The sequence below is a fragment of the Siphonobacter aquaeclarae genome (assembly GCF_900103285.1).
GTDB classification, from domain to species: Bacteria; Bacteroidota; Bacteroidia; order Cytophagales; family Spirosomataceae; genus Siphonobacter; species Siphonobacter aquaeclarae.
Window position 1 is genome coordinate 410394 of record NZ_FNGS01000006.1, and the last position, 24505, is coordinate 434898.

Consider the following 24505-nt stretch of genomic DNA (forward strand, 5'->3'; position numbering starts at 1 on the left):
CACAAAGAAGAGGCTGTCGTGCGACAGCCTCTTCTTCTGTTAACAGGCAATCCGAAGGTTACAAGTTAAACAGCTTGCTCAACGGATTCGATGTATCGCCTGCGGCGGGTTTCAGGGAGAGAAGCTTCTGGAGCTGAACAGCTGTGAGGACAGCAGCGAGCTTGGTTTTCAATCCGGCGAAGAGCTGGCCGAATTTGGTTTTCTTCTGCTCTTCGGTACCGCTCAGGGCGGATTTCTGCGTCAGGAATTGGCCGACGATATCGGCTACCTGCGGCTTCTGCGCTGTGGAAAGGCCCAGCTTGGAAGTCAGCGTCTGGAGAATGGCTCCGGCTCCGTTAGAGGAAGAAGCGCCGGCAACGGCTTTCTCCGCTTTTTCGAGAATACCTTGTGAGTAAGCAGCAGTTTGAAGGCAGGTAGCGGCGATCGCCAGTACGATTACTTTTTTCATGGATACTGTATTCTTTTAGGTTGTTTTCGGGCAAATTAACGGCTTCCGAGGCCCGATTGGTATTAAATGACCATTAATAAAAGTGAAAGCCCGGCCAGACGGTCGGGCTTTTCCGGTTCAGGTATAGTTTTGGGGGAGGCAATATCAGGCAACGTAATCCTTGCAGGCGATGACGCGGATCTCCTGGTCGGTAACCTCGTAAATCAGGCGGTGACCATCGGAAATCTGCCGGGACCAGAACCCCTTCAGCGATTCGTTGAGCGGTTGGGGCCGGCCTTTCCCGTCAAACGGGAGTTGCTGGATCGTCCGGAGCAGGTCGTTGATCTTGTAAAAGTTCTTTCGGTCGACATGCGCCCAGGCGAGAAAATCTTCGTAGGCCTCGTTATCAAAGACCAATTTTCTTTTCAATTTCATGGAGGTCTTCGAAAGTTAGAACTTTAACATTTTCGCCTTTTCGTACATGCTCCACGGCAGCGCTGAGGCGGTCGGAGCTGATGGGAATAGGGGGGATGTCAGCCTGGGCCGGGTGGACGGTCTCCACTACCAGGCGGAGGTGCTTGCCCCTGAAAAGATCCTTGAGGCTTTTCAGCAGCTTTTCGTCCAGCTCGGATTCGTGCAGATCAAACGTTGTTTTCATTGATCCTTCGTTAGCGGTTCGGTGTTAGGTTACGCTTGGGAAATTCAGACTCAGGCCCGTAAAAGGGCTTTTTCCGGTTCAATTATTCGAGGGGAGGTTGGAAAAATGTCTCGGTGAAACGAGTCGGACAGGGTGTTTTTTCGGACGGATACCTGTTTTCACAAATGTAGTGACTTATCAGCTCGATTCGGAAACGTTCGAATCGCTTTTTTGGCCGAATTTGCCGGACAGAACACGGTATTCCGATTCCCGCCGAAGGGTTTCCTCACAAAATTGATTTCATAGAAAAACGGACCGGCCGGCGACCCTGTCCGCCAGGGCGCCGGCCGGTCCGGAACGGCTTGCTATCCTGTTATTTTACGATTCGGACGTTTACGTGCGACGCCTGCGCCGGTCCGCTATAGACGCGGTGGGTGGCTTTCTGGAAATCGGATTCGTTCGCCTGGTAGATGTTCACGAATTTCTGCGGGTTACGGTCCACCAGCGGGAACCAGGAGCTCTGCACCTGTACCATGATTTTGTGGCCTTTTTTGAAGCAGTGGGCGGCGTCCTGCATGTCGAATTTCACCTCGGAGACTTTGTTGGGAACAAGCGGCTCGGGTTTCGAGAAGCTGTTCCGGAACTTGGCGCGCATCACTTCGCCGCGTACCATGAGCTGAAAACCGCCCATTTTCGTGCCGGCAATGGGACTGTTGTTCGGCGCATCGCCGGGATAGACGTCGATGAGCTTGACAACAAAATCGGCGTCGGTCCCCGTCGTCGAGACAAACAGATCGGCCGCGACGTTACCCGAGATTATGACGTCTTCCGTCAATACATCCGACTCATACACCAGCACATCCGGTCGGGTAGCGGCGAAGCGCTGGTCTTCGTACATAAAATCGCTTCCGCGGATAATCCGGATTTCGTTCGTAAACGGAACCGGCTTATCCGGATCGCTCAGGTACTCGCGGAATCCGCCTTTCGCGGGGGCTTCGAACGAAAGCTTGCCATTGGAGTGGAAATAGAGCTTCGCTTCGGTCGACTGTTTCGGAGGCCATGCGTCGTATTTTTTCCAACGGTTCGAGCCGGTCTCGAAGATATACGCCTTGGGCAGCTGCGGGTCGGCCTTGTCTTTCAGGTAGTGATTGAAAAAGGCGAGTTCGATGGTTTCGCGGTAAAAAGGCGCCGTTTCGGCGTCGAACCGGATATTGCCGAGAGCGTCACCTTTCGAGCGCGACCAGCCGCCGTGAATCCAGGGCCCCATCACGAGGTAGTTTGGTGAAACCGGACCGTGGTTTTCGATTCCGGCGAAGGTTTTCAGCGGTCCGTACAAATCTTCCTGGTCAAACCAGCCGCCGACGGTCATCACCGCCGGGCGGATGTTTTTCAGGTGCGGTACCGGGGTACGGGCCTGCCAGAATTCGTTGTACGTTTCGTTCTGCATCATCTGGTTCCAGACGATGTTACGTCCTTTGAAAATCTTCTCGTCGATGTTCTTAACCGGCCCGATCTTCCTGTAAAATTCATAGGAATCCGGCGTGCCGTAGGCGCTGTAGGAGGGAAAGGACTGCGTTGTCGGTTCCGGTCGCGGCATCCCGTACGACGAGAGGAAGGCAAACGTACCCATCAGAAAAAACGCGCCGTTGTGGTGCCGGTCGTCGCCCATATACCAGTCCGTCACCGGAGCCTGCGGCGAAGCGGCTTTCAACGCCGGGTGGGCGTCAATCGCCGTCATCGTCGTATAGAAACCCGGCGCAGAGATGCCCCAGGTACCTACTTTTCCGTTATTCGTCGGAATGTTTTTGAGGAGCCATTCAATGGTGTCGTAGGTATCAGAGCTTTCGTCGATATCGGTTGGTTTGGTTTTCTTGGGGATAAAGGGGCGGACGGCGACAAACGTACCTTCCGACATATACTTCCCGCGAACATCCTGATAGACAATGATATACCCTTCCCGCGCGAACAGCATCGACGGACCGATACTGGCCTTGTACTTCTCCTCCCCATAAGGCGCGACGCTGTACGGCGTCCGGTCTAACAAAACGGGATACTTCTGCGAAGCGTCCTTCGGTACATAAATCGAGGTAAAAAGCTTCACACCGTCGCGCATAGGGATCATCCGCTCGATTTTGGTATAATGCTCCCGGACATAAACCGAGTCCGCTTTGCTGGTACTGACCTGGGCCGACAAGGGAAGGGTACCGGCCAGGAGAAACGACGCGAGTAGTAGTTTTTTCATAGGACTGATGAAACGATCGGAGGGCAGAAGCAGCAGGCGCAGGTACTAAGCCGCCGTATGCCGGAACTGTTGACGAAGTCGTCCGTTTTATTTCTTTCAAAAATGGGAAAGAATTCTTCGACGTACGTTAAAAGGAGGTTCATTTTTCCCCGCCAAACCCACGCTTTGCGACAGGTACGTTCTTTTCGGATACAAAACAAAAGCCTCTTCCGGCGACCGGAAGAGGCTTTGCGAAAAAACAGGCAGGTAGTTACCGCGGAACGTAAAGCGTACCCCGGTCCTGTGGCCGCGACATAGCGTCCCGGTTACGGAGCCAGAGCGCATATTGCAGGCGGTTTTGCGCCTGCCCATTGACGACTGCTCCTCCGAGGCTGACGGCGAGGCCGATTCCCCACCATGTCCAGTATTCGTTGCCGCCGCGTTTATTGATCGTCGCCAGGCCATAAATAGTGGTGCCCAGCGAAACGACCTGCAGAATCGAGGAAATCGTTTTGAGTTTGCGGTAGCGGTTAAACTCCGCGGAGCCTTCGGGCGAGAGCTCGAATTCACGCCGGAGATTGACCTGGTTCCATCCCGATAAATAGGCCCGGCCGCCTTTCACATACCGGCTTCCGTTTCCCATCATAAAAATCGTTTCCCGCTCATAGACCCGGCGGATACTGTCGCTCCGGAAATCGGCTTGTGTCTGGCCGCCGGCGGAAAAGAAGAAAAACAAGGCAGTGATGAGAAGAAAAAGCTGTTTCATGTGTGACTGGCTGATGTACCGGCGCAATATCGGCGGAAGAAACGGTTTTCAGATCGATTTCTGCCTGAATACATGCCTTTCGGGCGCATAGCCGAGGGTTTTCGGAGGAATGAACGTATTTTTGCCAGTTGTTCGCGGAAACCGGGCGTTTCCGGGTATCCGGATGTCTTTTCCGGCTGCCCTCCGACGGGACCAATTCGCATCCCTGAAACCTGGCACTTCGGGCTGACAGACAGCTATTTAACCGATATTTGGCACGTGAATCACATTCGCAATTTCTGCATTATTGCACACATTGACCACGGAAAAAGTACCCTGGCGGACCGTCTGATCGAACGGACCCAGACTGTTTCGTCGCGGCAGATGCAAAACCAGCTGCTCGACGACATGGATCTGGAACGGGAGCGGGGCATTACCATCAAGTCCCACGCCATTCAGATGGACTACCGTCTCGACGGGCAGGCCTACGTTCTCAACCTTATTGATACGCCGGGGCACGTCGACTTCAGTTACGAAGTAAGCCGGTCGATCGCCGCCTGTGAAGGGGCGCTCCTGGTTGTCGATGCGTCTCAGGGTATTGAAGCCCAGACGATCAGTAACCTGTACCTGGCGCTCGGGCATGACCTCGAAATCATTCCTATCCTCAACAAAATTGACCTTCCCGGCGCGATGCCGGAAGAAGTTTCGGACCAGATCGTCGACCTCATCGGCTGCGAACGCTCCGAGATCATCCACGCCTCCGCGAAGGAAGGAATCGGAATCGACGATATTCTGCATGCTATTGTACACCGTATTCCGGCGCCGAAAGGACAGTCGGACGGTCCGCTGCAAGGGCTCATCTTTGACTCCGTTTTCAACTCCTACCGGGGTATTGAAGTCATTTTCCGGGTATACAACGGCGAAATCCGGAAGGGCGACAAGGTCAGGTTCATGGCTACTGGCCGCGAATATTATGCGGACGAAGTAGGCGTACTGCGCCTCGACAAGGAACCCCGCGACGTCATCAAAACCGGCGACGTAGGCTACCTCATTTCCGGTATCAAAACCGCGAAGGAAGTCAAGGTAGGGGATACCATCACCCGGAGCGACCGCCAGGCAGCGGAAGCGATCAAAGGGTTCGAAGACGTCAAACCCATGGTATTCGCCGGGATTTACCCCGTCGATACCAGCGAGTTCGAAGAGCTCCGCGAAGCCATGGAAAAGCTGCAGCTCAACGACGCAGCCCTCATCTGGGAACCGGAAACCTCCGCAGCTCTCGGCTTCGGGTTCCGTTGCGGCTTCCTCGGTATGCTGCACATGGAAATCGTGCAGGAGCGCCTCGAGCGGGAATTTGACATGACGGTAATCACGACGGTACCATCCGTGCAGTTCAACGTCAAAACCACGCGGGACGAAATCCTGAAAGTATCGGCGCCGTCCGAAATGCCGGAACCGAACCACATCGACTACATCGAGGAGCCGATTATTGCCGCACAGATCATCACGAAGGCCGAGTACGTCGGGACCGTCATGAAGCTGTGTATGGACAAGCGCGGCGTCCTGAAAAATCAGGTATACCTGACCGCCGACCGGATCGAGCTTCAGTTCGAGATGCCGTTGTCGGAGGTAGTATTCGACTTTTTTGACCGCCTTAAGACGATTTCACGCGGGTATGCGTCGCTGGATTACCAGTACCTCGGCTTCAAGGAAGGGGACATGGTCAAGCTCGATATCATGCTCAACGGAGAGCGGGTAGACGCCCTTTCCGCTATTGTGCACCGCGACAAGGCGTACGAATGGGGCAAGCGCCTCTGCGAAAAGCTCCGCGAACTGCTCCCGCGTCAGCAATTTGAAATTGCGATCCAGGCGGCTATCGGGCAGAAGATCATCGCCCGGGAAACCGTGAAGGCCCTGCGGAAAGACGTATTGGCAAAATGCTACGGCGGTGATATCAGCCGGAAACGGAAGCTCCTCGAAAAGCAGAAGAAAGGGAAGAAGCGGATGCGCCAGGTCGGGAACGTCGAAATTCCACAGGAAGCATTCATGGCTGTTCTCAAACTCGAAAGCTGACCATAGCCAAAAAGATGCCCCAGACCGCCGGAAGAGCCGGTTTGGTCGACAATCAGCACGGGTCCGCAAAACGGACCCGTGTTTTTTATATGGATTCTCCCAAAAGAACCGTTCTAAAGATGTATGTTTGATGAATTGTACCTTTCCACTAGTTAAACCTGCTGGCGATTAATCCTCTTCAGTTTCACCTATCTTCTTGAATGACCAAACTTCGTTTCCTCGACAAACGCCGATCAACTTTCTTTTCCGATGTCCGCCAGCGAGTAGATGCCTATTTCGAAGAAAATCAGCTACCCAAACAGGCCAATCAGGCTATGTGGAATAAGACCTTCTTTTTTCTGGGTCTGTTCGCGTTGTTGTACGGGCTGATAATCTCGGATCAGTTCAACGTCTGGGTGATGCTGGTACTGGCTATTGCGTTGGGGATGACCTGCGCGTTTATCGGGTTTAATATCTGCCACGACGCCGTGCACGGGTCCTTCACTTCGGATTCGAAACTGAACAGGCGCCTCGGCCTGACGTTTAACCTGATCGGAGGAAACCCGTATGTCTGGAGTATCACGCATAATATCGTTCACCATACGTATACCAATATTCCCGGGCACGACGAAGACCTGGAAATCGCGCCGGGTCTGATCCGGATCGGCGACGAGGAGCCGGTGACTTTCGTACACCGTTTTCAGCATATCTATTCCTTTTTGCTGTACGGGCTGGCTTCACTCAGCTGGGTACTCCGGAAAGACTACCTGAAATTCTTCAAAAACGATATCGGGAAGACCTGCAACCGGCACCACCCGCGGAAGGAGTATTTCAACCTGTTCTTCTTCAAGGCCATTTACTACACCCTGTTCATTGTTTTTCCGCTGGTGTTTTTGTCGATTACCTGGTGGCAGTTTGTGATCGGTTTTCTGGTCATGCATTTTTTTGAAGGACTGACCCTCGGCCTGGTATTTCAGCTGGCGCATATTGTTGAACATACAGAGTTTCCGGAACCCAACGGCGACGGAAATATCGAAGAAGCCTGGGCGGTACACCAGATGCAGACGACGGCCAACTTTTCGGTCGACAGCAAGCTGGCGGCCTTCCTTTGCGGCGGGCTCAACTTTCAGGTAGAGCACCACCTCTTTCCCAAAATCTGCCACATACATTATCCGGCGATTTCCCGCATTGTCCGGCAGACTGCAGCCGATCACGGCATTCCCTACATCGAAAACCGGACGTTCTGGACGGCACTTCAGTCGCACTACCGCGTGCTGCTGCGCTACGGGCGGGAAGAGTACCTCCTGCAGCAGGCGGCTAAAACGGCCGTTCCTGCGCCGGTAGCCGGAAATATCTGATTTCAGACCCATCGCGCAGGAAGCGGAACCTAATAGCCGGAGGCGGCTGTTTCCATCACTGCGCGCCTCCTGATAATCAGGCAAATCGTAAATCTTCCCCGGAAGAGGTGCCGAAATGTGAGAATCGGGCGTATTTTTGAATCGCAATTCTGTTCTAAACCCTTTCCGTTTGTTTACACATGGCAGAAGTAATTCGTATGCCCCTTTTGAGTGACACGATGACTGAAGGGGTCATCGCCGAGTGGCTCAAAAAAGTGGGCGATACCGTTAAATCCGGAGATATCCTGGCTGAAGTTGAAACCGACAAGGCTACGATGGAACTGGAAAACTACGCGGACGGCACCCTGCTGTACGTAGCCGCCGAGAAAGGCCAGGCGATTGCCGTAAACGGCGTACTGGCAGTAGTGGGTCAGCCCGGAGAAGATTACCAGGCGCTCCTCAACGGAGGCGCTGCTCCCAAAGCTGAAGCGGCCCCTGAAGTAAAAGAAGAAAAAGCTCCGGAAGCTCCTGCTGCACCGGCTCCGGCGGCCGCCAAACCGGCAGTAGACCTCTCTACTGTGAAGGCAACGGCGATCCGCATGCCGCTCCTCAGCGATACCATGACCGAAGGCGTCATCGCCAACTGGGTCAAAAAGGTAGGAGACAAGGTGAAAAACGGAGACATCCTGGCGGAAGTCGAGACCGACAAAGCCACCATGGAGCTCGAAAACTACGAAGACGGTACGCTGCTCTACATCGGTGTAGAAGCCGGCGCTGCCGCCAAGGTAAACCAGATCATCGCGATTGTCGGTGAAGAAGGCGCCAATTTCCAGGCGATTCTCGACGCAGAAAACGGCGTAGCGGCTCCCGCTGCTGCCGAACCTGCCGCCGCTCCGGCTGCTTCCCCTGCCGCTTCCGGCAACGGACAGGCTATAGCTGACGCCGACGGCCGCGTGAAGGCCTCCCCGCTGGCTAAATCCATTGCGAAAGACAAGGGTATCAACCTGTCTGACGTAACGGGCAGCGGTGAAAACGGTCGTATCGTTAAGCGCGATCTCGACAGTTTTACCCCGAAACCTGCTGCTGCTCCGGCTGCATCTGCACCTGCCGCAGCACCGGCTCCGGTTGCTGCGCCCGTGGCTGTTCCGGCGCCTGCCGGCGAGTTCGAGGACCTGCCGGTTTCGCAAATGCGCAAGACCATCGCCCGTCGTCTCGCAGAGTCCTTGTACACGGCTCCGCACTTCTATCTGACGATGGAAATCACGATGGACAAGGCCATCCAGCTGCGTACGCAACTCAACGAAGTTGCTTCCGCGAAGATTTCCTTCAACGATTTCACCATCAAGGCTGCCGCACTGGCGCTGAAGCAACACCCCGCGGTGAATGCTTCCTGGCTGGGCGACAAGATCCGCCGGTACCACTACATCAACATCGGTGTGGCAGTAGCGGTAGAGGATGGCCTCGTGGTACCCGTTGTCCGGAATGCTGATCAGAAGACGCTGTCGACCATCTCCACCGAGGTGAAAGACTACGCCGGCAAAGCCAAGAACAAAAAACTCCAGCCGAAGGATATGGAAGGCTCAACCTTCAGTATCTCCAACCTGGGTATGTTCGGCATCGAAGAGTTCAACCCGATCATCAACTCGCCGGATTCCTGTATTCTCGCTGTGGGCGGAATCAAGAAAACCGTAGCTGTGAATGATGCCGGTGAATTCTATGCCACCAATATCATGAAAGTGACCCTGGCCTGTGACCACCGCTCCGTCGACGGCGCTACCGGAGCCGCTTTCCTCCAGACGTTTAAGCAGTTGCTGGAAGATCCGATGCGGATGCTTGTCTAAGTCGGTTTGCAGTTTTTGTGTTTACGGTTTTCAGTTGGTCGTCGTCCGCAGGATTGGGGCCAGTTGGAAACCGTAATTTTTTAGAAAGGGTACGCTATACTATTTTCAGGTTGGACCGGGTTTCCAACTGAAAACGGTAAACCAAAAACAGCTTTTCATCCATGACAGAAGTCCATTCCACCACCGTACTCGGTGTTGTACATAACGGAGAAGTGGTTGTCGGCGCCGATGGGCAGGCAACCATGGGCAATACCGTTGCCAAATCAAATGTCCGCAAGATTCGGAAGCTTGCCGGAGGAAAGATTGTCGCCGGGTTTGCCGGCAGTACCGCCGATGCTTTTACGCTGATCGAACGTTTCGAAGAAAAACTCAACGGATACGGTCAGAACATGAAGCGCGCGGCAATCGAGCTGGCGAAGGACTGGCGGACCGACCGCTACCTGCGCAAGCTGGAAGCCATGCTCATCGTGGCCAATGCAGAGGAATTGCTGATTATTTCCGGTACGGGCGACGTACTGGAGCCTGAAAACGGCATCGCCGCGATTGGTTCAGGGTCCAATTTTGCCCAGGCTGCCGCTATTGCGCTGAAGAAACATGCGCCGAATCTTTCGGCCGAGGAAATGGTCCGTGAAAGCCTTCACATCGCTGCGGATATCTGCATCTATACAAACCATAACCTGGTGGTAGAGAAGGTTTCCTGAGGCATTCCAACGTGGGAGCGGGCTGCGGTGTCTCCGGAAAAAAAGAATACTATGAAACGACTGGTACTCTTTCTGGCGATCCTGCCGGTCCTCGCTTCCTGCAAGAAGGATAGTGACAAGCAACTGTACGACCGCGTTTCGGGAGAAGGGCTGGTGGGTAACTGGCAGCTTTTCGAGGAAGGAAGCTCTCCGGGTGCTGGTTACTATATCACTAAAATTCCGGCTAACCCGGCGCAGATGCTTTGGTTCCGGGAAAACGGTACCTGGGAAAGCAACATCCGCAATAAATCTTCGTCGGGACAGTATTTGTATACAGACTCGACGCTTTCCTTCCAGAACGGCACTGTGCGGTATAAAATCTCCGGCGATACGCTGACTATCCACCCTCCGTGTTACGAGGGGTGCCATTCGGCGTACGTTCGGGTGAGGTAGCAGAGGGCATGGAGCATGGGGTGTAAACGTGAGCTACCCTATGCTCCATGCCCTCCGCCCTATGCCTATGACAAGCGATCGCGATAGCTTTCGTACCCGTAACTCCGGATGAGCTCGAACGTATCGTCTTCGCGCCAGATGCCGATGGAAGGCAGGTTGACGCCGTTGAAGGTCGTCGTCTTCACCATGGTATAGTGGATCATGTCGTCGAGAATGATCCTGTCTCCTTCCTGAAGCTCCCGATCAAAACTGTAATCCCCCATGTAATCTCCGGCCAGGCAGGTGGTGCCGCCCATGCGGTAGGTCGGCTTGCCCGGAACCGGATCCTGGTCTGCGCCGAGAATGCGCGGCTTATAGGGCATTTCGAGCGTGTCGGGCATATGTGCCGCGAAGGAGGTATCGAGCATGGCTACCGGAATACCCTGCGCGTCGATAACGTCGAGGACGGTAGAGACCAGCACGCCGGTCTGCCAGCCAACCGCCGAGCCCGGTTCAAGGGTTATCTTCAGATGCGGGAATTTGGCTTTGAAATTCTTCAGTACCTGCACGAGATGGGCCGGGTCATAGTCGGCCCGCGTAATGAGGTGCCCGCCGCCCATGTTGAGCCATTTGACCTGCATCAGCAGGTCGGAGAAGCGCTGCTCGACATGCTCCAGGGTACGTTCGAGCGTGTGCGAATCGTTCTCGCACAGCGTATGAAAATGCAATCCTTCGATTTCGGCCGGCAGCTGATCGGGGAGTCCTGCGCGGATTACGCCGAGGCGTGAGCCGGGTACGCAGGGGTTGTACAGATCGGTCGCTACTTCTGAATATTGCGGATTGATCCGGATGCCAACGGATACGCCGGCTGCGGCGGCTTTGGCGCCGAACTTCTCAAACTGCCGCCAGGAGTTGAACGTCAGGTAGGCGGAACGATCGATGAGTTCGTCGATTTCGTCTTCCCGGATGGCAGGAACGTAGCTATGCGCTTTGGTACCCCACTCTTCGTTGATGAGGCGCGCTTCATGAACGCTGCTGGCGGTGGCGCCTGCGAGGTAGTTTTTGAGAATGGGAAAGGTACTGAACATCGCGTAGCCTTTCAGCGCGCAGATGATTTCCACTCCGGCCTGGTCCTGAACGTCCCGCAGAAGCTGCAGGTTGCGTTTCAGTTTCGCCTCTTCGAGGACGAAGCACGGGGACGGGATGAGATCGTAATTCATGTATGGTTGTTGTTGGGAGTGCTGATTGGGAGGTTGCGGCTGTGAGCGCCAGGCTTTAAGCAGTAGGCCATAGGCTCTTAGCCAGCGGCAGCGTCCGGATTAAAAGACGGGACAAAAATAGACTATTCCCCGGGGCAGGTAACTAAAAAACCGGAAAGAAAGATCCGGAAGGGAATAGGCTGTGGTAATGAGCGACAGGCTTTAAGCAATAGGCTGTAGGCAGTATGCTGTGGGCGATAGCTGTATTGATAGAAACAAAAAGGATGTTTCAACAAGTGAAACATCCTTTTTGCTATTTCTGTACTAAGGCTGCAGCCAACTCTTGCTTAAAGCCTATTGCCTATAGCTTATCGCCCAACGCCTACAGATACCTCCCCAGCTTCAAATAATTCCCGACATAATCGGCAATGCCTTCTTCCAGGGTATGAAACGGCTTTTCGTAGCCGATCGCCCGGAGTTTGCTCATGTTGGCTTCGGTGAAGTACTGGTATTTATCGCGGATGTCTTCCGGGGTATCGATGAAGGAAATATCCGGCTCGAGGTTCATGGCCCGGAAGGTATTGGTGGCCAGGTCGAGGAAAGTACGGGCTTTGCCGCTTCCGAGGTTGTAGATGCCGGAATGCTTGCGGCTGTACATCAGGAAGAGGCAGACATCGACCACGTCGCGGACATAGACAAAATCACGCATTTGCTCGCCGTCGCGGTACTCCGGATTGTGTGACCGGAAGAGTTTCATTTTCCCGGTCTGGGTAATCTGCCGGTGCGCGTGGAGGATAACCGACGCCATCCGCCCCTTGTGGTATTCGTTCGGTCCGTAGACGTTAAAAAACTTCAAACCAGCCCAGAAGAAGGGCTTTTCTTCCTGTTCCAGGGCCCAGATATCAAACTGGTTTTTGGATTCGCCGTAGGGATTGAGCGGCTTGAGCTGCGGAATGAGCGCTTCGTTGTCATCGTATCCCAGTTCGCCGAGACCATACGTCGCCGCCGAAGAGGCATAGACCAGAGGAATCTGGTAGGCGACGCATTTTTGCCAGATCTGCTTCGAATAATTGACGTTGAGATGGTCAAAAATGGCGTAGTCGAACTCCGTGGTATCGGTGCGGGCGCCGATGTGGAAGATAAACTCGATTTCGTGGTAATTCTGGTCGAGCCAGGTGAAGAACTGCTCCCGGTCGACATACTCCTGAATCTGCTTGCCTTCCAGATTCTTCCGTTTTTCCGGATCGGAAAAATCATCGACGGCAATGATAAAGCTAAACTTGTCCTGGTTCAACCGCTGAATCAGGTTACTGCCAATAAAGCCTGCGGCCCCGGTAACGACAATCATAAGATACTCTCAGTGGAATGAGTAGTTTGATGCAACCTCTTCACTTTGCGTAAAGTAAACAAAGGTACAGCGCCGGTAAACAATAACCTATACAAGATTTGGAGAATAAATTGTATTATGGAAAGATGAAAGTGCGAATAGCGAAATCAGGCGGCAGGTAGAATAGTGTAAATCAGGGGATTGGTCTTCTCCTGGATACGACTGTTTTCCGCTGTTTTCCTTTGGGACGGAGAAGGAAAAGAACTACCTTTGCGGCCTATTTCAACCGGTGCTACGTCGTTCCCACCGGGGAGGGTAGAAAGAGGAAAATTCACTGAACGATGGTCTACATTTCACGTAAAGAACATTTCAACGCCGCTCACCGGGTTTACAACCCCAACTGGAGCGACGAACGAAACCAGGAGGTATTCGGCCCCTGCGCGAACCCGTATTACCACGGGCACAATTTTGAACTGATCGTCACGGTCAAAGGTAAACCCGATCCGGAAACCGGTTTTGTGGTGGACATGAAACAGCTCGGAGATCTCGTCAAGCGCGAGATCGTCGATAAGGTCGACCACCGCAACCTGAACATCGAAGTTCCCTTCCTGGAAGGAAAAATTCCTACCTGCGAGGTGATGATCATGGAGTTCTGGACTATTCTGGCGCCACAGGTGACGGCGCTGACCAACGGGCGAAGCACATTGCACTCGCTCCGGCTGATCGAGACACCGAAGAATTTTGTCGACTATTTCGGCGAGTAAAAGAGGAGCAGGGAGACCTGCTCCTCTTGTCTGACTATGAAGTACTTTCTGATCGCGGGCGAGCGCTCCGGCGACCTGCACGGTTCCAACCTCATCCGGGGAATCCGGGAACACGATGCTTCGGCCGACATACAGGCCTGGGGCGGTGAACGCATGGAAGAGGCCGGTGCGCGCCTCCTGCATCACTACAGGGACTCGGCTTTCATGGGTTTTGTCGAAGTAGCCCGGAATATCGGTACCATCCGCCGTCAGATGGCGGAGTGCAGGCGGGATATCCTCGCGTTTCGCCCCGACGTACTCATCCTGATCGACTATGCCGGATTCAATCTCCGCATGGCCGAATTCGCGAAAAAGCACGGCATCCGGACCTTCTATTACATTTCTCCCAAAGTATGGGCCTGGAACCAGAAAAGGGCCTGGAAGATCAAGCGGGTTGTGGACCGGCTGTTTTGCATTTTTCCGTTTGAAGTCGATTTCTTCCGGAAGTTTGATTATGAGACCGATTACGTTGGTAATCCGCTCATGGACGCCATTACGGCATTCCGGCCGGCCCCGGCTTTCCGCAGTCAGCTCGATAGCCGCCCCGTGATCGCCCTGCTCCCCGGCAGCCGTACCAGCGAGGTGAAAAAAATGCTCCCGACGATGCTCGCTGCCGCCCGGAATTTCCCGGGATACCAGATCGTGGTCGCCCGGGTATCCAACCTGCCGGATGAACTATACGCGGAGATTCCCGCAGAGGTAAAAAGCGTTACCGATGCTTCATACGACCTGCTTTCCGTGGCGCACGCGGCGCTCGTAACGTCGGGTACCGCCACGCTTGAGACAGCGCTGTTCAACGTACCGCAGGTCGTTTGCTTCAGCATGAACGGCCTGACATATCAGATCGCCAAACGCCTGGTGAAGGTCCCGTATATCTCGCTCGTTAACCTGATTGCCGATAAGGAAGTCGTCCGGGAATTGATTCAGCAGGATTTCTCGGTGGAAAAAGTAACGTCTGAACTGAAGAAAATCATAGATGGTCCCGACCGTGAGGCAATGCTGGTTGGATACCGGGAGGTGCAGGAGAAAGTCGGCGGCCCCGGAGCTTCGGAGCGGGCGGGGGCGTTGATGGTGAGGTATTTGACTGATAAGTAGTTTTTTCTCACAGAAAGCACAGAATACACAGAAGCAGGTTCCAGTTGTTTCGCCGAAGCAAAGGATCTCTTATTTTCTGTGTATTCTGTGCTTTCTGTGAGAAACCCCTACCCATTCGCATGCAACGCCATCCGGTTTCCTTCCGGATCAACAAAAAACGCCATATAGCCCATGTCATCGCCGATAGCGGTCTTAGGCATCAGGATCTTCCCGCCATTGGGTTCGACGCGGTCCAGGACCACCTGGATATGCGGATTGGCATTGAGGTAAATCACGACGCCGTCCATCGAGGGCTTGTGCATATCTCCCTTCACCAATGCTCCTGAAACTTTTCCGTTCGTTTCCTCCGATCCCGGGAAGAACGTCATCTCCATGCCCATCATATCCATACTATGCATGGAAATATCAAACAGTTTTTCATAAAATGCCTTTGCCCGGGCGGTGTCCGTGACCGGGATCTCAAACCAGTTGAGGGCGTTGGTAGCAGCGCTGAGTTTTTCCATGTGTATGCCGGTTTTGGGTAATTACTTGCCCTCCGAGAGGGTTTTGAGTTTCTGCAAACCTTTGGAAAAATCCTGATCCATCATCGCATCCATGTCCATACACAGTTTGAAGACGGCATTGAAGGGATACGGAAATTCGGAATCGAACCCCCAGGTAACATCCGTGGTGTTTGGTCCCTGCGGCTTCAACGCGATGAAGGCATTCGCTTCGCTTTCCTGCGGCTCTTTGAAGAGAAGGAGGGTTTCCACGCGCGACTGCGGCGTCAGCACTTTCATCGTCTGGCTGCCGCTGCCCACTTCCTTGTTTCCTTCCCAGCTGTAGACCGCGCCGACGGTGCCGTCCTGTCCGTCGATTTTCACCTTCATGTTCGGATCGTGATCTTTCCAGGGACTCCATTTTTCGTGGTTGGCAAACTTGCTGACATTTTCCCAGACCACTGCCTGAGGCGCATGGATGGAGATCGTCCGTTCGAAGTGGTATTCCTTGGAAATGAAGAGGCCGGCAATCAGGAAAAAGCCGATGACGAGCACCAGCAGACCGCCGATGAACAACAGAATTTTTTTCATGTCAGGAGAAGTTGTTAAGGTTGATAATAGGTCAATTATTCAGCCGGAAAAGGCTGTCAGGAAGGCGGTAAACAGGAGAATGGATTCCTTCGGAAAGAAATGGAAAAAAGGGAAAAAAAGAAAGAAGCTACGGGGGAAATCGTCAGGTATTCAGGTAGTTCCGGATCCAGGACTTGCGCGTTCCCTGAACCTGATTGAAGAAAGCCGCCATTACCTTTTTGTCGGCGTCCCAGTTGCCGGTAGGGTAGAAGGGTTCTCCGAAAAGAACCGCTTTCCGCCCATAGTCAAACCCGCAGAAAACAATCGGCACCTGCGCGCCAAGTGCCATGTAATAAAATCCGGTTTTGAGTTCGGATACATCCTTTCGCGTTCCTTCAGGTGTCACGCAGATCCGGAATTCCTCGTGCTCGTTGAACAGGGCCACTACACTGTCGACAAAATTGAGGTGCCGGCTCCGATCCACCGGATAGCCCCCCATCTTCTTCAAAAACCACGACACCGGCGCCGGCCGGAATAACTCCTTCTTCGCCAGGTAGTAAATCCAGATATTGATATAGGCCCGCGCGCCTACGCCGACGTAGAAGTCGTTTGACGTTGCATGTGGCGCCACAAACAAAACAAACTTCGGTAAGTTGTGGGGAACGGGGCCGGAAACGGTCCAGCCAGCCAGACGAAAAAGCCATGCGGCCAGCCTGCGTAACATAGTCAAGGTGCTTTCAGGGCCGAATTAGTCCCTTTTTTTCACGGAAACAAAACATTCTGCCCGCTAATAAATCACAAACGGCGTCGGGCTGAAGCAAAGCACGAAGACCAGCAGTGAAAACCAGCCCAGTACCTTCCGCTTCCAGCCGATGGGTACGTCGATCTCGGCCGGCGGGTGATAGATTCCCAGAAAACGCCCCAGCATGACTGCAAACGGGAGGAAACCTCGGTAGCCGTCAATCTCCGGGAAAAACCAGGTAAGACCCAATTGAACAAGGACAATGCCGAGCGCAATCGCAGCGATGGTCCAATTCGACGCGTCGAGCCGGCTCAGGCACCAGAACAGTAATCCGGCATAGCCAAGGAGATAGCCCGACTGAATGGCGAAATCCATCGGGTCGGCCAGAATAAAATCCTGGTAGCGAAACCAACCCAGCCCGGCGTAGAACAGAAATGCGATGAAAATCAGCGGAGAAACGACACGATGCCCGCGCTCGCCGATCAATCCGTACAGAATATGCCCGCCATCGAGCTGCCCGATTGGAAACAGGTTCAGCGCTGTGAAAAACAACGACAGGTAGCCTGCAAACAGAAAAGGGTAATGTGCCATGTCGAAACTGGACGGTACTGCTCCAGTCGCCACGTATTTCTTAAAAAAAAGCAGCAGGAGATTATCCCCTAACCCAACGGCTCCGCGCTCGCTCAGGGCTTCCGGCGTGTATACATAAGAAGCATACTGCTCGCCAAGGGCCTTCCATTCAGGATGAAGTGCGAAGACATACCCTGCCGGGGGAAGATGCGTAAACCCGTACCAGAGCAGTACCAGCGCGGCGGCGAAGCCTGCCAGCGGCCCGGCGATACCAATATCAAAGTACTGGATGTTGGACCGTACCCGGCTTTTCAGGCGGATAAACGCGCCCATCGTACCGATAGTGGTATACGGGCCGAGCCAGAGCGGCAGAAAGTATGGCAGGGTAACGCTGACGCGGTTTTTCCGGGCGGTAAAGTAGTGCCCGAACTCGTGCACCGTCAGGACTGCCAGAAACGGCAGCGAAAAAGCCAGGCCCTTCCCGAGGTCGCGGAGAGAAGGCCAGTACTCGCCTGCAAACAGCGACTCGCCGTTCAGCCATTCGGTGCCGGCAATGGTAGTAGTCAGAATAGTAATCAGGAAAAGCCCTGCCTGAATCAGGTACAATCGAAGGCGTGGCGTCATGCGTACACAGGTTGGGCGACCCGTGGATCAGAGGTGCGCGACTTTGTCGAGCAGACTTCCGATGGGGTTCAGCCATATTGTCTGAATACCTACGGAAGAGGCCGCCCGGATATTGTCGGCGTTGTCGTCGATAAACAAACTTTCTTCGGCAAGCAGGTTGCCACGCCGGAGCGCTTCTTCGTAGAATCCGCTGTCGGGCTTCATGAAACCCATTTCATACGACAGGAACGGAATCCGGAAAAGGCTCAGGAAATCATATCCGAGGGCTTCGGCCCGCCGGCATATTTCCCTTACGTGAATGGCATTGGTATTGCTCAGCAGGAAGACGTTGTACTGCTGTTGCAGGGCCCGGATGCGGGCGAGGCGTTCCACCGGCATGTCGAGAAGGAGCGCGCACCAGGCCGTATCGATGTCGGCGTCAGACCAGCTGGCCGAAAACTCCCGACGCATCAGGTCGCGGAATTCGGCATCGCTGACCTTCCCGATTTCGTATTGGTGAAAGAAGGCCTTTTCGTGGAAAAGACGGGTTGCCTCTTCCGAAGAGATACCGGCCAGGCCGGCGAAGGCATTATAGGTACGGGGAATGTCAATGTCGATGATGACATTCCCCATATCGAAGATCAGGTTTTTGACCATCGGGCTATTCCACGAAGACACCCATGCCGGAAAACTTCTCAATCCGCTGATCGATCCGTCGTTCGGCCGGAATGGCTTCCAGTTTGTCCAGTTGGAGGAGGATTTCTGCCTTGAGGATTTCGGAGGCCGCATCGTAATCGAGGTGCGCGCCGCCCAGGGGTTCGGGGATAATACCGTCTACCAGTCCGTTACCCATCATGTCAGAAGCGGTCAGCTTCAGGGCTTCGGCCGCCTGCTCCTTGTAATCCCAGCTCCTCCAGAGGATGGATGAGCAGGATTCAGGCGAAATGACCGAGTACCAGGTGTTTTCGAGCATCAGTACCTGATCGCCGATCGCGATACCGAGTGCCCCGCCGGAAGCGCCTTCCCCGATCACCACACAGATAACCGGAACCTGAAGTACGAACATTTCCCGGAGGTTGCGGGCAATGGCTTCACCCTGTCCGCGCTCTTCGGCTTCGAGACCGGGATAAGCGCCCGGGGTGTCGATGAGGGAAATCACCGGAACGCCGAATTTCTCGGCCATTTTCATGAGCCGGAGGGCTTTGCGGTAACCCTCGGGATTGGGCATCCCGAAGTTGCGGAACTGACGGTCTTTGGTATTGCGGCCTTTCTGCTGGCCGATGATCATCACCGGGCGACCGTCGATCTTGGCGAAACCGCCCACGATAGCCTTGTCGTCGCCAACCTGGCGATCCCCGTGAATTTCAATAAAATCGTCGCAGATACGCTGAATATAATCGAGGGAGTAGGGGCGGTCCGGGTGCCGGGAGAGCTGTACGCGCTGCCAGCGGGTGAGGTTCCGGAACGTTTCCTTCTTTAAGTCGATGAGCTGTTCTTCCAGAACCGCCGTCGCCGAGGACACATCAAGGTCTTTTTCGGCGGCCAACCGTTTCATTTCTTCAATCCGGGCCTCCAGTTCGGCGATAGGGCGTTCAAAGTCGAGTAATGTTCGCATAAAGTGGTTTTTCCTTTTCGTGATCCAACGTCACGGCCGGTCGGGCAAAAGTAATAACAGATAGACAGAATGCAGGCAATCTGCCGGTAGTTTCTGCAGGGTCAGAGCTCGTAGGTCTGGCCCTTTTCCGGGATTTCGACGTGCCGGTAACCGTTTTCATTCAACAGATTGGCAAATACCTGCATGGATCCTTCTTCTCCGTGTATCAGGAATACCTGTTTCAGTTTTTCGGGAGACTGTGCCTTGACAAACCGCAGGAGATCGTGCTGGTCGCCATGACCGCTGAAAATGTCGATCTTCTCGATCTTGGCCATGACGTTCATCTCCCGGTCCTTGATTTTCAGGGTATTCTGCCCGTTCATCAGGCGCCAGCCGAGCGTGCCTTCCGCGGCATATCCGACGAGCAGAATGGTGCAGTAGGGGTTGCTGATATTGGCGGCAACGTGCTGTTCCACCCGTCCTCCGGAAATCATCCCGGAAGCCGAAATAATGATACAGGGCTCGCGGTGATTGGAAATGGCACGGCTCGCCTTTTCGCTTTCGATGAACGTCAGGTTCTGAAAATCAAACAGCGAACCGTGCTTTTGGCGAAAAGCCTGGGCATCGGCATTCAGCAGTTTGACGTTTTTTTCGTACACCCGCGTCGTCGAATGAGCGAGGGGGCTGTCGCTGAAAACCCGGATCGGCTTGAACCCCTGCTCGCTGTATAACCGGTTGAGGGTGAAGAGCAAAGCCTGGGTGCGGCCGACCGAAAACGCAGGGATAATGAGCCGGCCCGGTATGTTGATGCAGGTCCGCCGGATGACGTCTGATAGCGCTTCTTCCGGTGTGCGCTCGTCTTCGTGGAGACGGCTGCCGTAGGTCGTTTCGCAGACGAGGTAGTCCACTTCCGGCACCGGATGGGGCTCTTCGTGCAGCGGGTAGTTCTTCCGGCCGAGGTCGCCGGAGAAGCAGATGGACTTCTTCCGCCCGTTTTCCGCGATTTCGAGGACAATATGCGCCGCTCCGAGGAGGTGGCCGGCAGGGATAAAGTTTACCCAGATACCTTCCCGAACCTGAAACTTCTGACTGAAGGCGATCGGGACGAAGTTGTCGAGCGCGTCTTCCACCTGCTTGTCGAGGTAAAGATCCCCCTTCTTTTCGAGGCGGGCCATGCGCTTTTTCTTCTTGTTCGAATCGCCGACGGCCCGTTGCAGCTTGCGCTGGTTGAGGTGGGCAGCATCGAGTAAGAGTAGACGTGTCAGATCATACGTGGCTGAGGTACAGAGTATTTGTCCTTCGTATCCGTCCCGGAAGAGGTTGGGAATATTGCCGGAGTGATCGATGTGAGCGTGGGTGAGCAGAACGAGGTTGACAGTGGCGGGATCGAAGGGAAAAAAGCGACGGTTTTCGTCTTCTTCCTCAATATTCCGCTCCATGTCGGTACCGCAGTCGATCAGAATGCGGTAGCCATCCTCCAATTCCAGTAAATACATACTGCCCGTCACTTGTCGGGCAGCACCCCAAAACGTTAGTTTCATTGTATATCGTAAGCCGCTGTTGCGGACACTTTCTCCTTGTCATTTCCCCGGGGGAAAGCAGGTACTGTGAGACCGGAAAATTTTCGCCGGGATAATCGGGTAAGAAAGATACCGGCGGGTTGGCGGAAATGCGATTCCGGAACAGGCAGAAATCGTAACCGATTGGTCAATCCGGACAAAGCTACCAAAAGAATTAGTAAGTTGGGCAATGATTGAGTGATCAAACGTGTATGAATAAAATTACCCTGCTGGTTGTCAGTTTATTTGCCAACACGGGCATCCTGGCACAGGTTCCCGACACCCTCGTCCGCGACCGGTTTCTCCGCCGGCTCGATTCCCTGGAAAATAGTCTTTTTCTCCAACACGGCCGTATCTCCGGTTCGATCAAGGCTTGCAAGACCGGTGAGACCGTTCTCAACTGGCGCCAGCGCAAGGCTTTTCCCTCGGCGTCCACGATTAAGTTACTGACGACGGCGACGGCAATGGCCGTCCTCAACGAAAATTACACCTATGCGACAGTCCTCGAAACCGACGGCATCATCCGCGGGGATACACTCATTGGAAATGTATACTTCCGTGGGTCGGGAGACCCTTCCCTCGGCAGCGGGCGCTTCAAAGGCTACCCGGACCGGGCAGGGGTTTTTCAGGAATGCCTCGCTGCTGTTCGCAAAAAAGGCATCCGGTATGTGACCGGAGCGGTTGTCGCCGACGCCGGTATCTTCGACTCCAATACCATTCCCGACGGCTGGATGTGGGAAGACCTGGGCAACTATTACGGCGCCGGCGTCAGCGGTTTGAACATTGACGAAAACATCGCCCGGTTTGTCTTCCGCCCTGGCGCCACCATCGGAGACCCGACGGAAGTATTGCGCCTGGAGCCCGAGCTCCCGGCGGTTTCAGTTGTCAACCGCGTAACCACACGTGAAGCGGGTTCCGGCGATCAGGTCAACATCAATGTAACACCCCTGGGCAATACCTTTTTTCTGAACGGAACGGTTCCGAAAGGGAAAGCAGAATTTCCGGTAAAAGGAAGTATTCCAGATCCGGCGCGGTTTGCGGCGCTTTCGTTGCGGAATACATTGATACAGAATGGAATAGGCGTTGCGGGAGGTCCGTCGCTGGCTACTCCGGCAGATACCGCCCGGCGGGATACGCTGCTCGTACTGAAGTCTCCGCCGCTGAAGGACCTCGCCCGGGAGTGTAATTACTACAGCATCAACCTCTACGCGGAGGCATTTCTGAAGACCGTCGCCGTGGTACTCAACGAAGGCAACGATACTCACGCCGGAATCGATGCACTGAAGAAGGTATGGGCTGCAAAACAACTGGTATTTCCGGGGTTACGGATGAAGGACGGGTGCGGCCTTTCCCCACAGACGACCGTTACCGCAGAAGCGATGACAGACCTGCTGGCACGCGTTTCGAACGAACCCTACTTTCCTGCTTTTTATGAAAGTATCGCCGTACTGGGTCGGGATGGAACGCTGCGGAACCTCGGAAAGAAAACCCGCGCCGCCGGCAATGTCCGGGCCAAAAGCGGTACCATCGGCGGAGTACGCGGGTATGCCGGGTATTTCACCGCAAAAAACGGAGAGAAGTATGCCTTTGCCTTTTACATGGAAAACTATGACGCCGATTTTGGCTCTCCGGCAAAAGTCATGGAGAAATTAATGGTCCAACTGGTTGACTTCTGAATCGATGAAAAAGCACCATAAACTCACCAATAGTTTGCTGGAAGATAGTCCTTATCGTGAAGTGCACCAGGTTGTGCATCAGACGATTGTGGATGAGTCGCTCATCACCCGCCGCATCGTCGAGACAGAAACGGATACGGACATTACGTTCGGAAACCGGCTCGCCGACCGGGTAGCTGAATTCGGCGGCAGCTGGAAATTCATCCTGTTGTTTTCCGGATTTCTGTTTGTCTGGATTGTCTTTAATTCTGTCGCCTGGCTGCTTCGGTTTGATCCCTTTCCGTTCATTTTGCTCAACTTGATTTTGTCCTGTCTGGCAGCGGTGCAGGCGCCGATTATCATGATGAGCCAGAACCGGCAGGAGGCCAAAGACCGGCAACGGGCGCGAAACGACTACGCGGTTAACCTCAAATCCGAAATCGAAATCCAGTGCCTGCACGAAAAGCTGGATATACTGATTAATGAAGTGGCTGAACTGCGGCAGCGAAATGCGCATTAAGACAGCAAAGGCCGCCCCGACTCCGGAACGGCCTTTTTGTTGCATTTTTTGTCTGTGAAGTCTGTGAAGTCTGTGAAGTCTGTGAGCCTTTTTTCTCACAGACTTCACAGACTTCACAGACTCAGGAATTCATCAACGACTCAATCTCCTCCGCCTCAATCGGAATACCCGCCATCATATCCGTATTCCCGTTTTCAGTAATCAGGATATTGTTTTCGAGACGGATACCGAGCCCTTCTTCCGGAATGTAAATGCCCGGCTCGCATGTGAATACCATACCCGGCTCAAAGCGGCGGTACTTGCTGCCTACGTCGTGCACATCGAGTCCGAGGAAGTGAGACGTCCCGTGCATGAAGTACTTCTTGTATGCCGGCCAGTCAGGGTCCTGATTATCAATATCCTGCTGGGTAATCAGCCCCAGTCCTTTCAGCTCGCTTCCCATGATGAGGCCTACTTCCTTGTGGTATTCGTCCCACAAACCACCCGGTACGAGCATGGCTTTCGCTTCGTTCATGACGCGGAGTACGGCATCGTACACCTGGCGCTGGCGTTCGGAATAACGTCCGGAAACCGGAATCGAGCGGGTCAGATCAGCGTTATAATTTGCATATTCCGCTGCCACGTCGAGCAGGATGACATCTCCAGCCTTGCATTGCTTGCTGTTTTCAATGTAGTGAAGCACGCAGGCACTCGGGCCGCTCGCAATGATGGGCTCATAGGCAAACCCGCGCGACCGTTGGCGAACAAATTCATGCAGTAATTCTGCCTCAATCTCATACTCCCACACACCGGGTTTGACGAATCCGAGGAGGCGGCGGAAGCCGTCTTCCGTAATCCGGATGGCTTCATCGAGCAAGGGGATTTCCTCCGGCTGCTTGATCGCCCGGAGGTAGTGCATCAGCGGCGCGAGTCGCTCGTATTTGTGAAGCGGGAACCGGGACTGGAAATCACGGATGAAGCGCGCGTCGCGGCTTTCGACAACGACGTCGGCACGGGTATGCTCGTTCGTATTCAGATACAGGTGCTCGGCTTCGAAAATCAGCGTCCGGAGGACCGATTCGAACTGGCGGGTCCAGTAGACTGTCTTGATACCGGAAACTTCCCGGGCGTGCTCCTTGGTGTATTTGTAGCCTTCCCAGACAGCGATGTGGTCGTTCGTTTCCCGGAGAAAAAGAATTTCCCGGTGTTTTTCGTCCGGCGCGTCCGGAAAGAGCAGCAGAATGGTCTCTTCCTGATCGATTCCGGTAAGGTAAAACAGGTCGCTGTTTTGCTTGAAGCGGAGGGTGCCGTCGGCATTGGTCGGCAGTACATCGTTCGCGTTCAGGACCGCGATCGATTTAGGCTTCAGCAATCCGGCCAGGCGCTGCCGGTTGCGGGTAAAGAGGGCGTTCGGAATCGGCTGGTATTTCATAAGCGGTAC

General features: G+C 54.2%; 24 protein-coding genes. 9 read left to right on the top strand and 15 right to left on the bottom strand.

Features of this window, described 5'->3' with window-relative positions:
• Positions 1-58: 58 nt before the first annotated feature.
• The 5 genes from BLR09_RS17720 to BLR09_RS17740 form a co-directional block, all read right to left on the bottom strand.
• Complete coding sequence (locus BLR09_RS17720) at positions 59-448, bottom strand: hypothetical protein (RefSeq protein WP_093205234.1); 390 nt, start codon at positions 446-448, stop codon at positions 59-61.
• Positions 449-592: 144 nt separating this feature from the next.
• Positions 593-862, bottom strand: coding sequence for a Txe/YoeB family addiction module toxin (locus BLR09_RS17725; RefSeq protein WP_218126685.1), 270 nt, complete (start codon positions 860-862; stop codon positions 593-595).
• A complete protein-coding gene (locus BLR09_RS25340) occupies positions 834-1085 on the bottom strand; it encodes a hypothetical protein (protein WP_143011147.1) in 252 nt (83 codons plus the stop codon). Before BLR09_RS25340 ends, BLR09_RS17725 begins: the two co-directional genes overlap by 29 nt.
• Positions 1086-1437: 352 nt before the next feature.
• Positions 1438-3306, bottom strand: a complete 1869-nt coding sequence (locus BLR09_RS17735) for a CocE/NonD family hydrolase (protein ID WP_093205238.1) — start codon at positions 3304-3306, stop codon at positions 1438-1440.
• Between the two features lie 250 nt (positions 3307-3556).
• Complete coding sequence (locus BLR09_RS17740) at positions 3557-4051, bottom strand: hypothetical protein (protein WP_093205240.1); 495 nt, start codon at positions 4049-4051, stop codon at positions 3557-3559.
• A 258-nt stretch (positions 4052-4309) separates the two neighbouring features.
• On the opposite strand from BLR09_RS17740, the gene lepA reads away from it, so the two are divergent.
• The 5 genes from lepA (at position 4310) to BLR09_RS17765 (ending at position 10390) form a co-directional block, all read left to right on the top strand.
• On the top strand, positions 4310-6100 hold the full coding sequence (gene lepA, locus BLR09_RS17745; RefSeq protein WP_093205369.1) for a translation elongation factor 4: 1791 nt from the start codon (positions 4310-4312) through the stop codon (positions 6098-6100).
• Between the two features lie 200 nt (positions 6101-6300).
• A complete protein-coding gene (locus BLR09_RS17750; RefSeq protein WP_093205243.1) occupies positions 6301-7437 on the top strand; it encodes a fatty acid desaturase family protein in 1137 nt (378 codons plus the stop codon).
• Positions 7438-7616: 179 nt separating this feature from the next.
• A complete protein-coding gene (locus BLR09_RS17755; protein ID WP_093205245.1) occupies positions 7617-9257 on the top strand; it encodes a pyruvate dehydrogenase complex dihydrolipoamide acetyltransferase in 1641 nt (546 codons plus the stop codon).
• Positions 9258-9418: 161 nt separating this feature from the next.
• Complete coding sequence (gene hslV / locus BLR09_RS17760; RefSeq protein WP_093205248.1) at positions 9419-9958, top strand: ATP-dependent protease subunit HslV; 540 nt, start codon at positions 9419-9421, stop codon at positions 9956-9958.
• Positions 9959-10009: 51 nt separating this feature from the next.
• Positions 10010-10390: a hypothetical protein gene (locus BLR09_RS17765; RefSeq protein WP_143011148.1), complete on the top strand. Its 381-nt coding sequence runs from the start codon at positions 10010-10012 to the stop codon at positions 10388-10390.
• Positions 10391-10455: 65 nt separating this feature from the next.
• On the opposite strand, the gene nspC is transcribed toward BLR09_RS17765, so the two are convergent.
• Together nspC and rfaD are read right to left on the bottom strand one after the other, a co-directional pair.
• A complete protein-coding gene (gene nspC, locus BLR09_RS17770; RefSeq protein ID WP_093205253.1) occupies positions 10456-11589 on the bottom strand; it encodes a carboxynorspermidine decarboxylase in 1134 nt (377 codons plus the stop codon).
• A 361-nt stretch (positions 11590-11950) separates the two neighbouring features.
• Positions 11951-12916, bottom strand: coding sequence for an ADP-glyceromanno-heptose 6-epimerase (gene rfaD, locus BLR09_RS17775; protein WP_093205257.1), 966 nt, complete (start codon positions 12914-12916; stop codon positions 11951-11953).
• 320 nt (positions 12917-13236) lie between these two features.
• Between rfaD and BLR09_RS17780 the strand changes: the two genes are divergently transcribed.
• Together BLR09_RS17780 and lpxB are read left to right on the top strand one after the other, a co-directional pair.
• Entirely contained in the window at positions 13237-13659 is a 423-nt protein-coding gene (locus BLR09_RS17780; protein WP_093205259.1) for a 6-pyruvoyl trahydropterin synthase family protein, read from the top strand.
• Between the two features lie 36 nt (positions 13660-13695).
• Positions 13696-14793 carry a lipid-A-disaccharide synthase gene (lpxB, locus tag BLR09_RS17785; protein WP_093205262.1) on the top strand — a complete coding sequence of 366 codons (1098 nt, stop codon included), beginning with the start codon at positions 13696-13698 and terminating at the stop codon, positions 14791-14793.
• A 107-nt stretch (positions 14794-14900) separates the two neighbouring features.
• On the opposite strand, the gene BLR09_RS17790 is transcribed toward lpxB, so the two are convergent.
• The 7 genes from BLR09_RS17790 to BLR09_RS17820 all read right to left on the bottom strand — a co-directional run bounded on the left by BLR09_RS17790 (position 14901) and on the right by BLR09_RS17820 (position 20892).
• Positions 14901-15296 carry a VOC family protein gene (locus tag BLR09_RS17790; protein ID WP_093205265.1) on the bottom strand — a complete coding sequence of 132 codons (396 nt, stop codon included), beginning with the start codon at positions 15294-15296 and terminating at the stop codon, positions 14901-14903.
• A gap of 21 nt (positions 15297-15317) precedes the next feature.
• Complete coding sequence (locus tag BLR09_RS17795) at positions 15318-15863, bottom strand: SRPBCC family protein (RefSeq protein ID WP_093205267.1); 546 nt, start codon at positions 15861-15863, stop codon at positions 15318-15320.
• A gap of 142 nt (positions 15864-16005) precedes the next feature.
• Positions 16006-16566: a 1-acyl-sn-glycerol-3-phosphate acyltransferase gene (locus BLR09_RS17800; RefSeq protein WP_093205270.1), complete on the bottom strand. Its 561-nt coding sequence runs from the start codon at positions 16564-16566 to the stop codon at positions 16006-16008.
• Positions 16567-16629: 63 nt separating this feature from the next.
• The gene (locus BLR09_RS17805; protein ID WP_093205272.1) at positions 16630-17778 is read right to left on the bottom strand and encodes a site-2 protease family protein; all 1149 of its coding nucleotides are present in this window, start codon (positions 17776-17778) and stop codon (positions 16630-16632) included.
• 27 nt (positions 17779-17805) lie between these two features.
• The gene (locus tag BLR09_RS17810) at positions 17806-18414 is read right to left on the bottom strand and encodes an HAD family hydrolase (RefSeq protein WP_093205275.1); all 609 of its coding nucleotides are present in this window, start codon (positions 18412-18414) and stop codon (positions 17806-17808) included.
• A gap of 4 nt (positions 18415-18418) precedes the next feature.
• Entirely contained in the window at positions 18419-19372 is a 954-nt protein-coding gene (locus tag BLR09_RS17815; protein WP_093205277.1) for an acetyl-CoA carboxylase carboxyltransferase subunit alpha, read from the bottom strand.
• A gap of 101 nt (positions 19373-19473) precedes the next feature.
• Entirely contained in the window at positions 19474-20892 is a 1419-nt protein-coding gene (locus BLR09_RS17820) for an MBL fold metallo-hydrolase RNA specificity domain-containing protein (RefSeq protein WP_093205280.1), read from the bottom strand.
• Positions 20893-21122: 230 nt separating this feature from the next.
• Between BLR09_RS17820 and dacB the strand changes: the two genes are divergently transcribed.
• Together dacB and BLR09_RS17830 are read left to right on the top strand one after the other, a co-directional pair.
• The gene (gene dacB, locus BLR09_RS17825; protein WP_093205282.1) at positions 21123-22586 is read left to right on the top strand and encodes a D-alanyl-D-alanine carboxypeptidase/D-alanyl-D-alanine endopeptidase; all 1464 of its coding nucleotides are present in this window, start codon (positions 21123-21125) and stop codon (positions 22584-22586) included.
• Between the two features lie 4 nt (positions 22587-22590).
• The gene (locus BLR09_RS17830; RefSeq protein ID WP_093205285.1) at positions 22591-23085 is read left to right on the top strand and encodes a DUF1003 domain-containing protein; all 495 of its coding nucleotides are present in this window, start codon (positions 22591-22593) and stop codon (positions 23083-23085) included.
• Between the two features lie 121 nt (positions 23086-23206).
• Here the strand turns inward: BLR09_RS17830 and BLR09_RS17835 are convergent, their stop codons facing one another.
• A complete protein-coding gene (locus BLR09_RS17835; protein WP_093205287.1) occupies positions 23207-24496 on the bottom strand; it encodes an aminopeptidase P N-terminal domain-containing protein in 1290 nt (429 codons plus the stop codon).
• Positions 24497-24505: the final 9 nt, after the last annotated feature.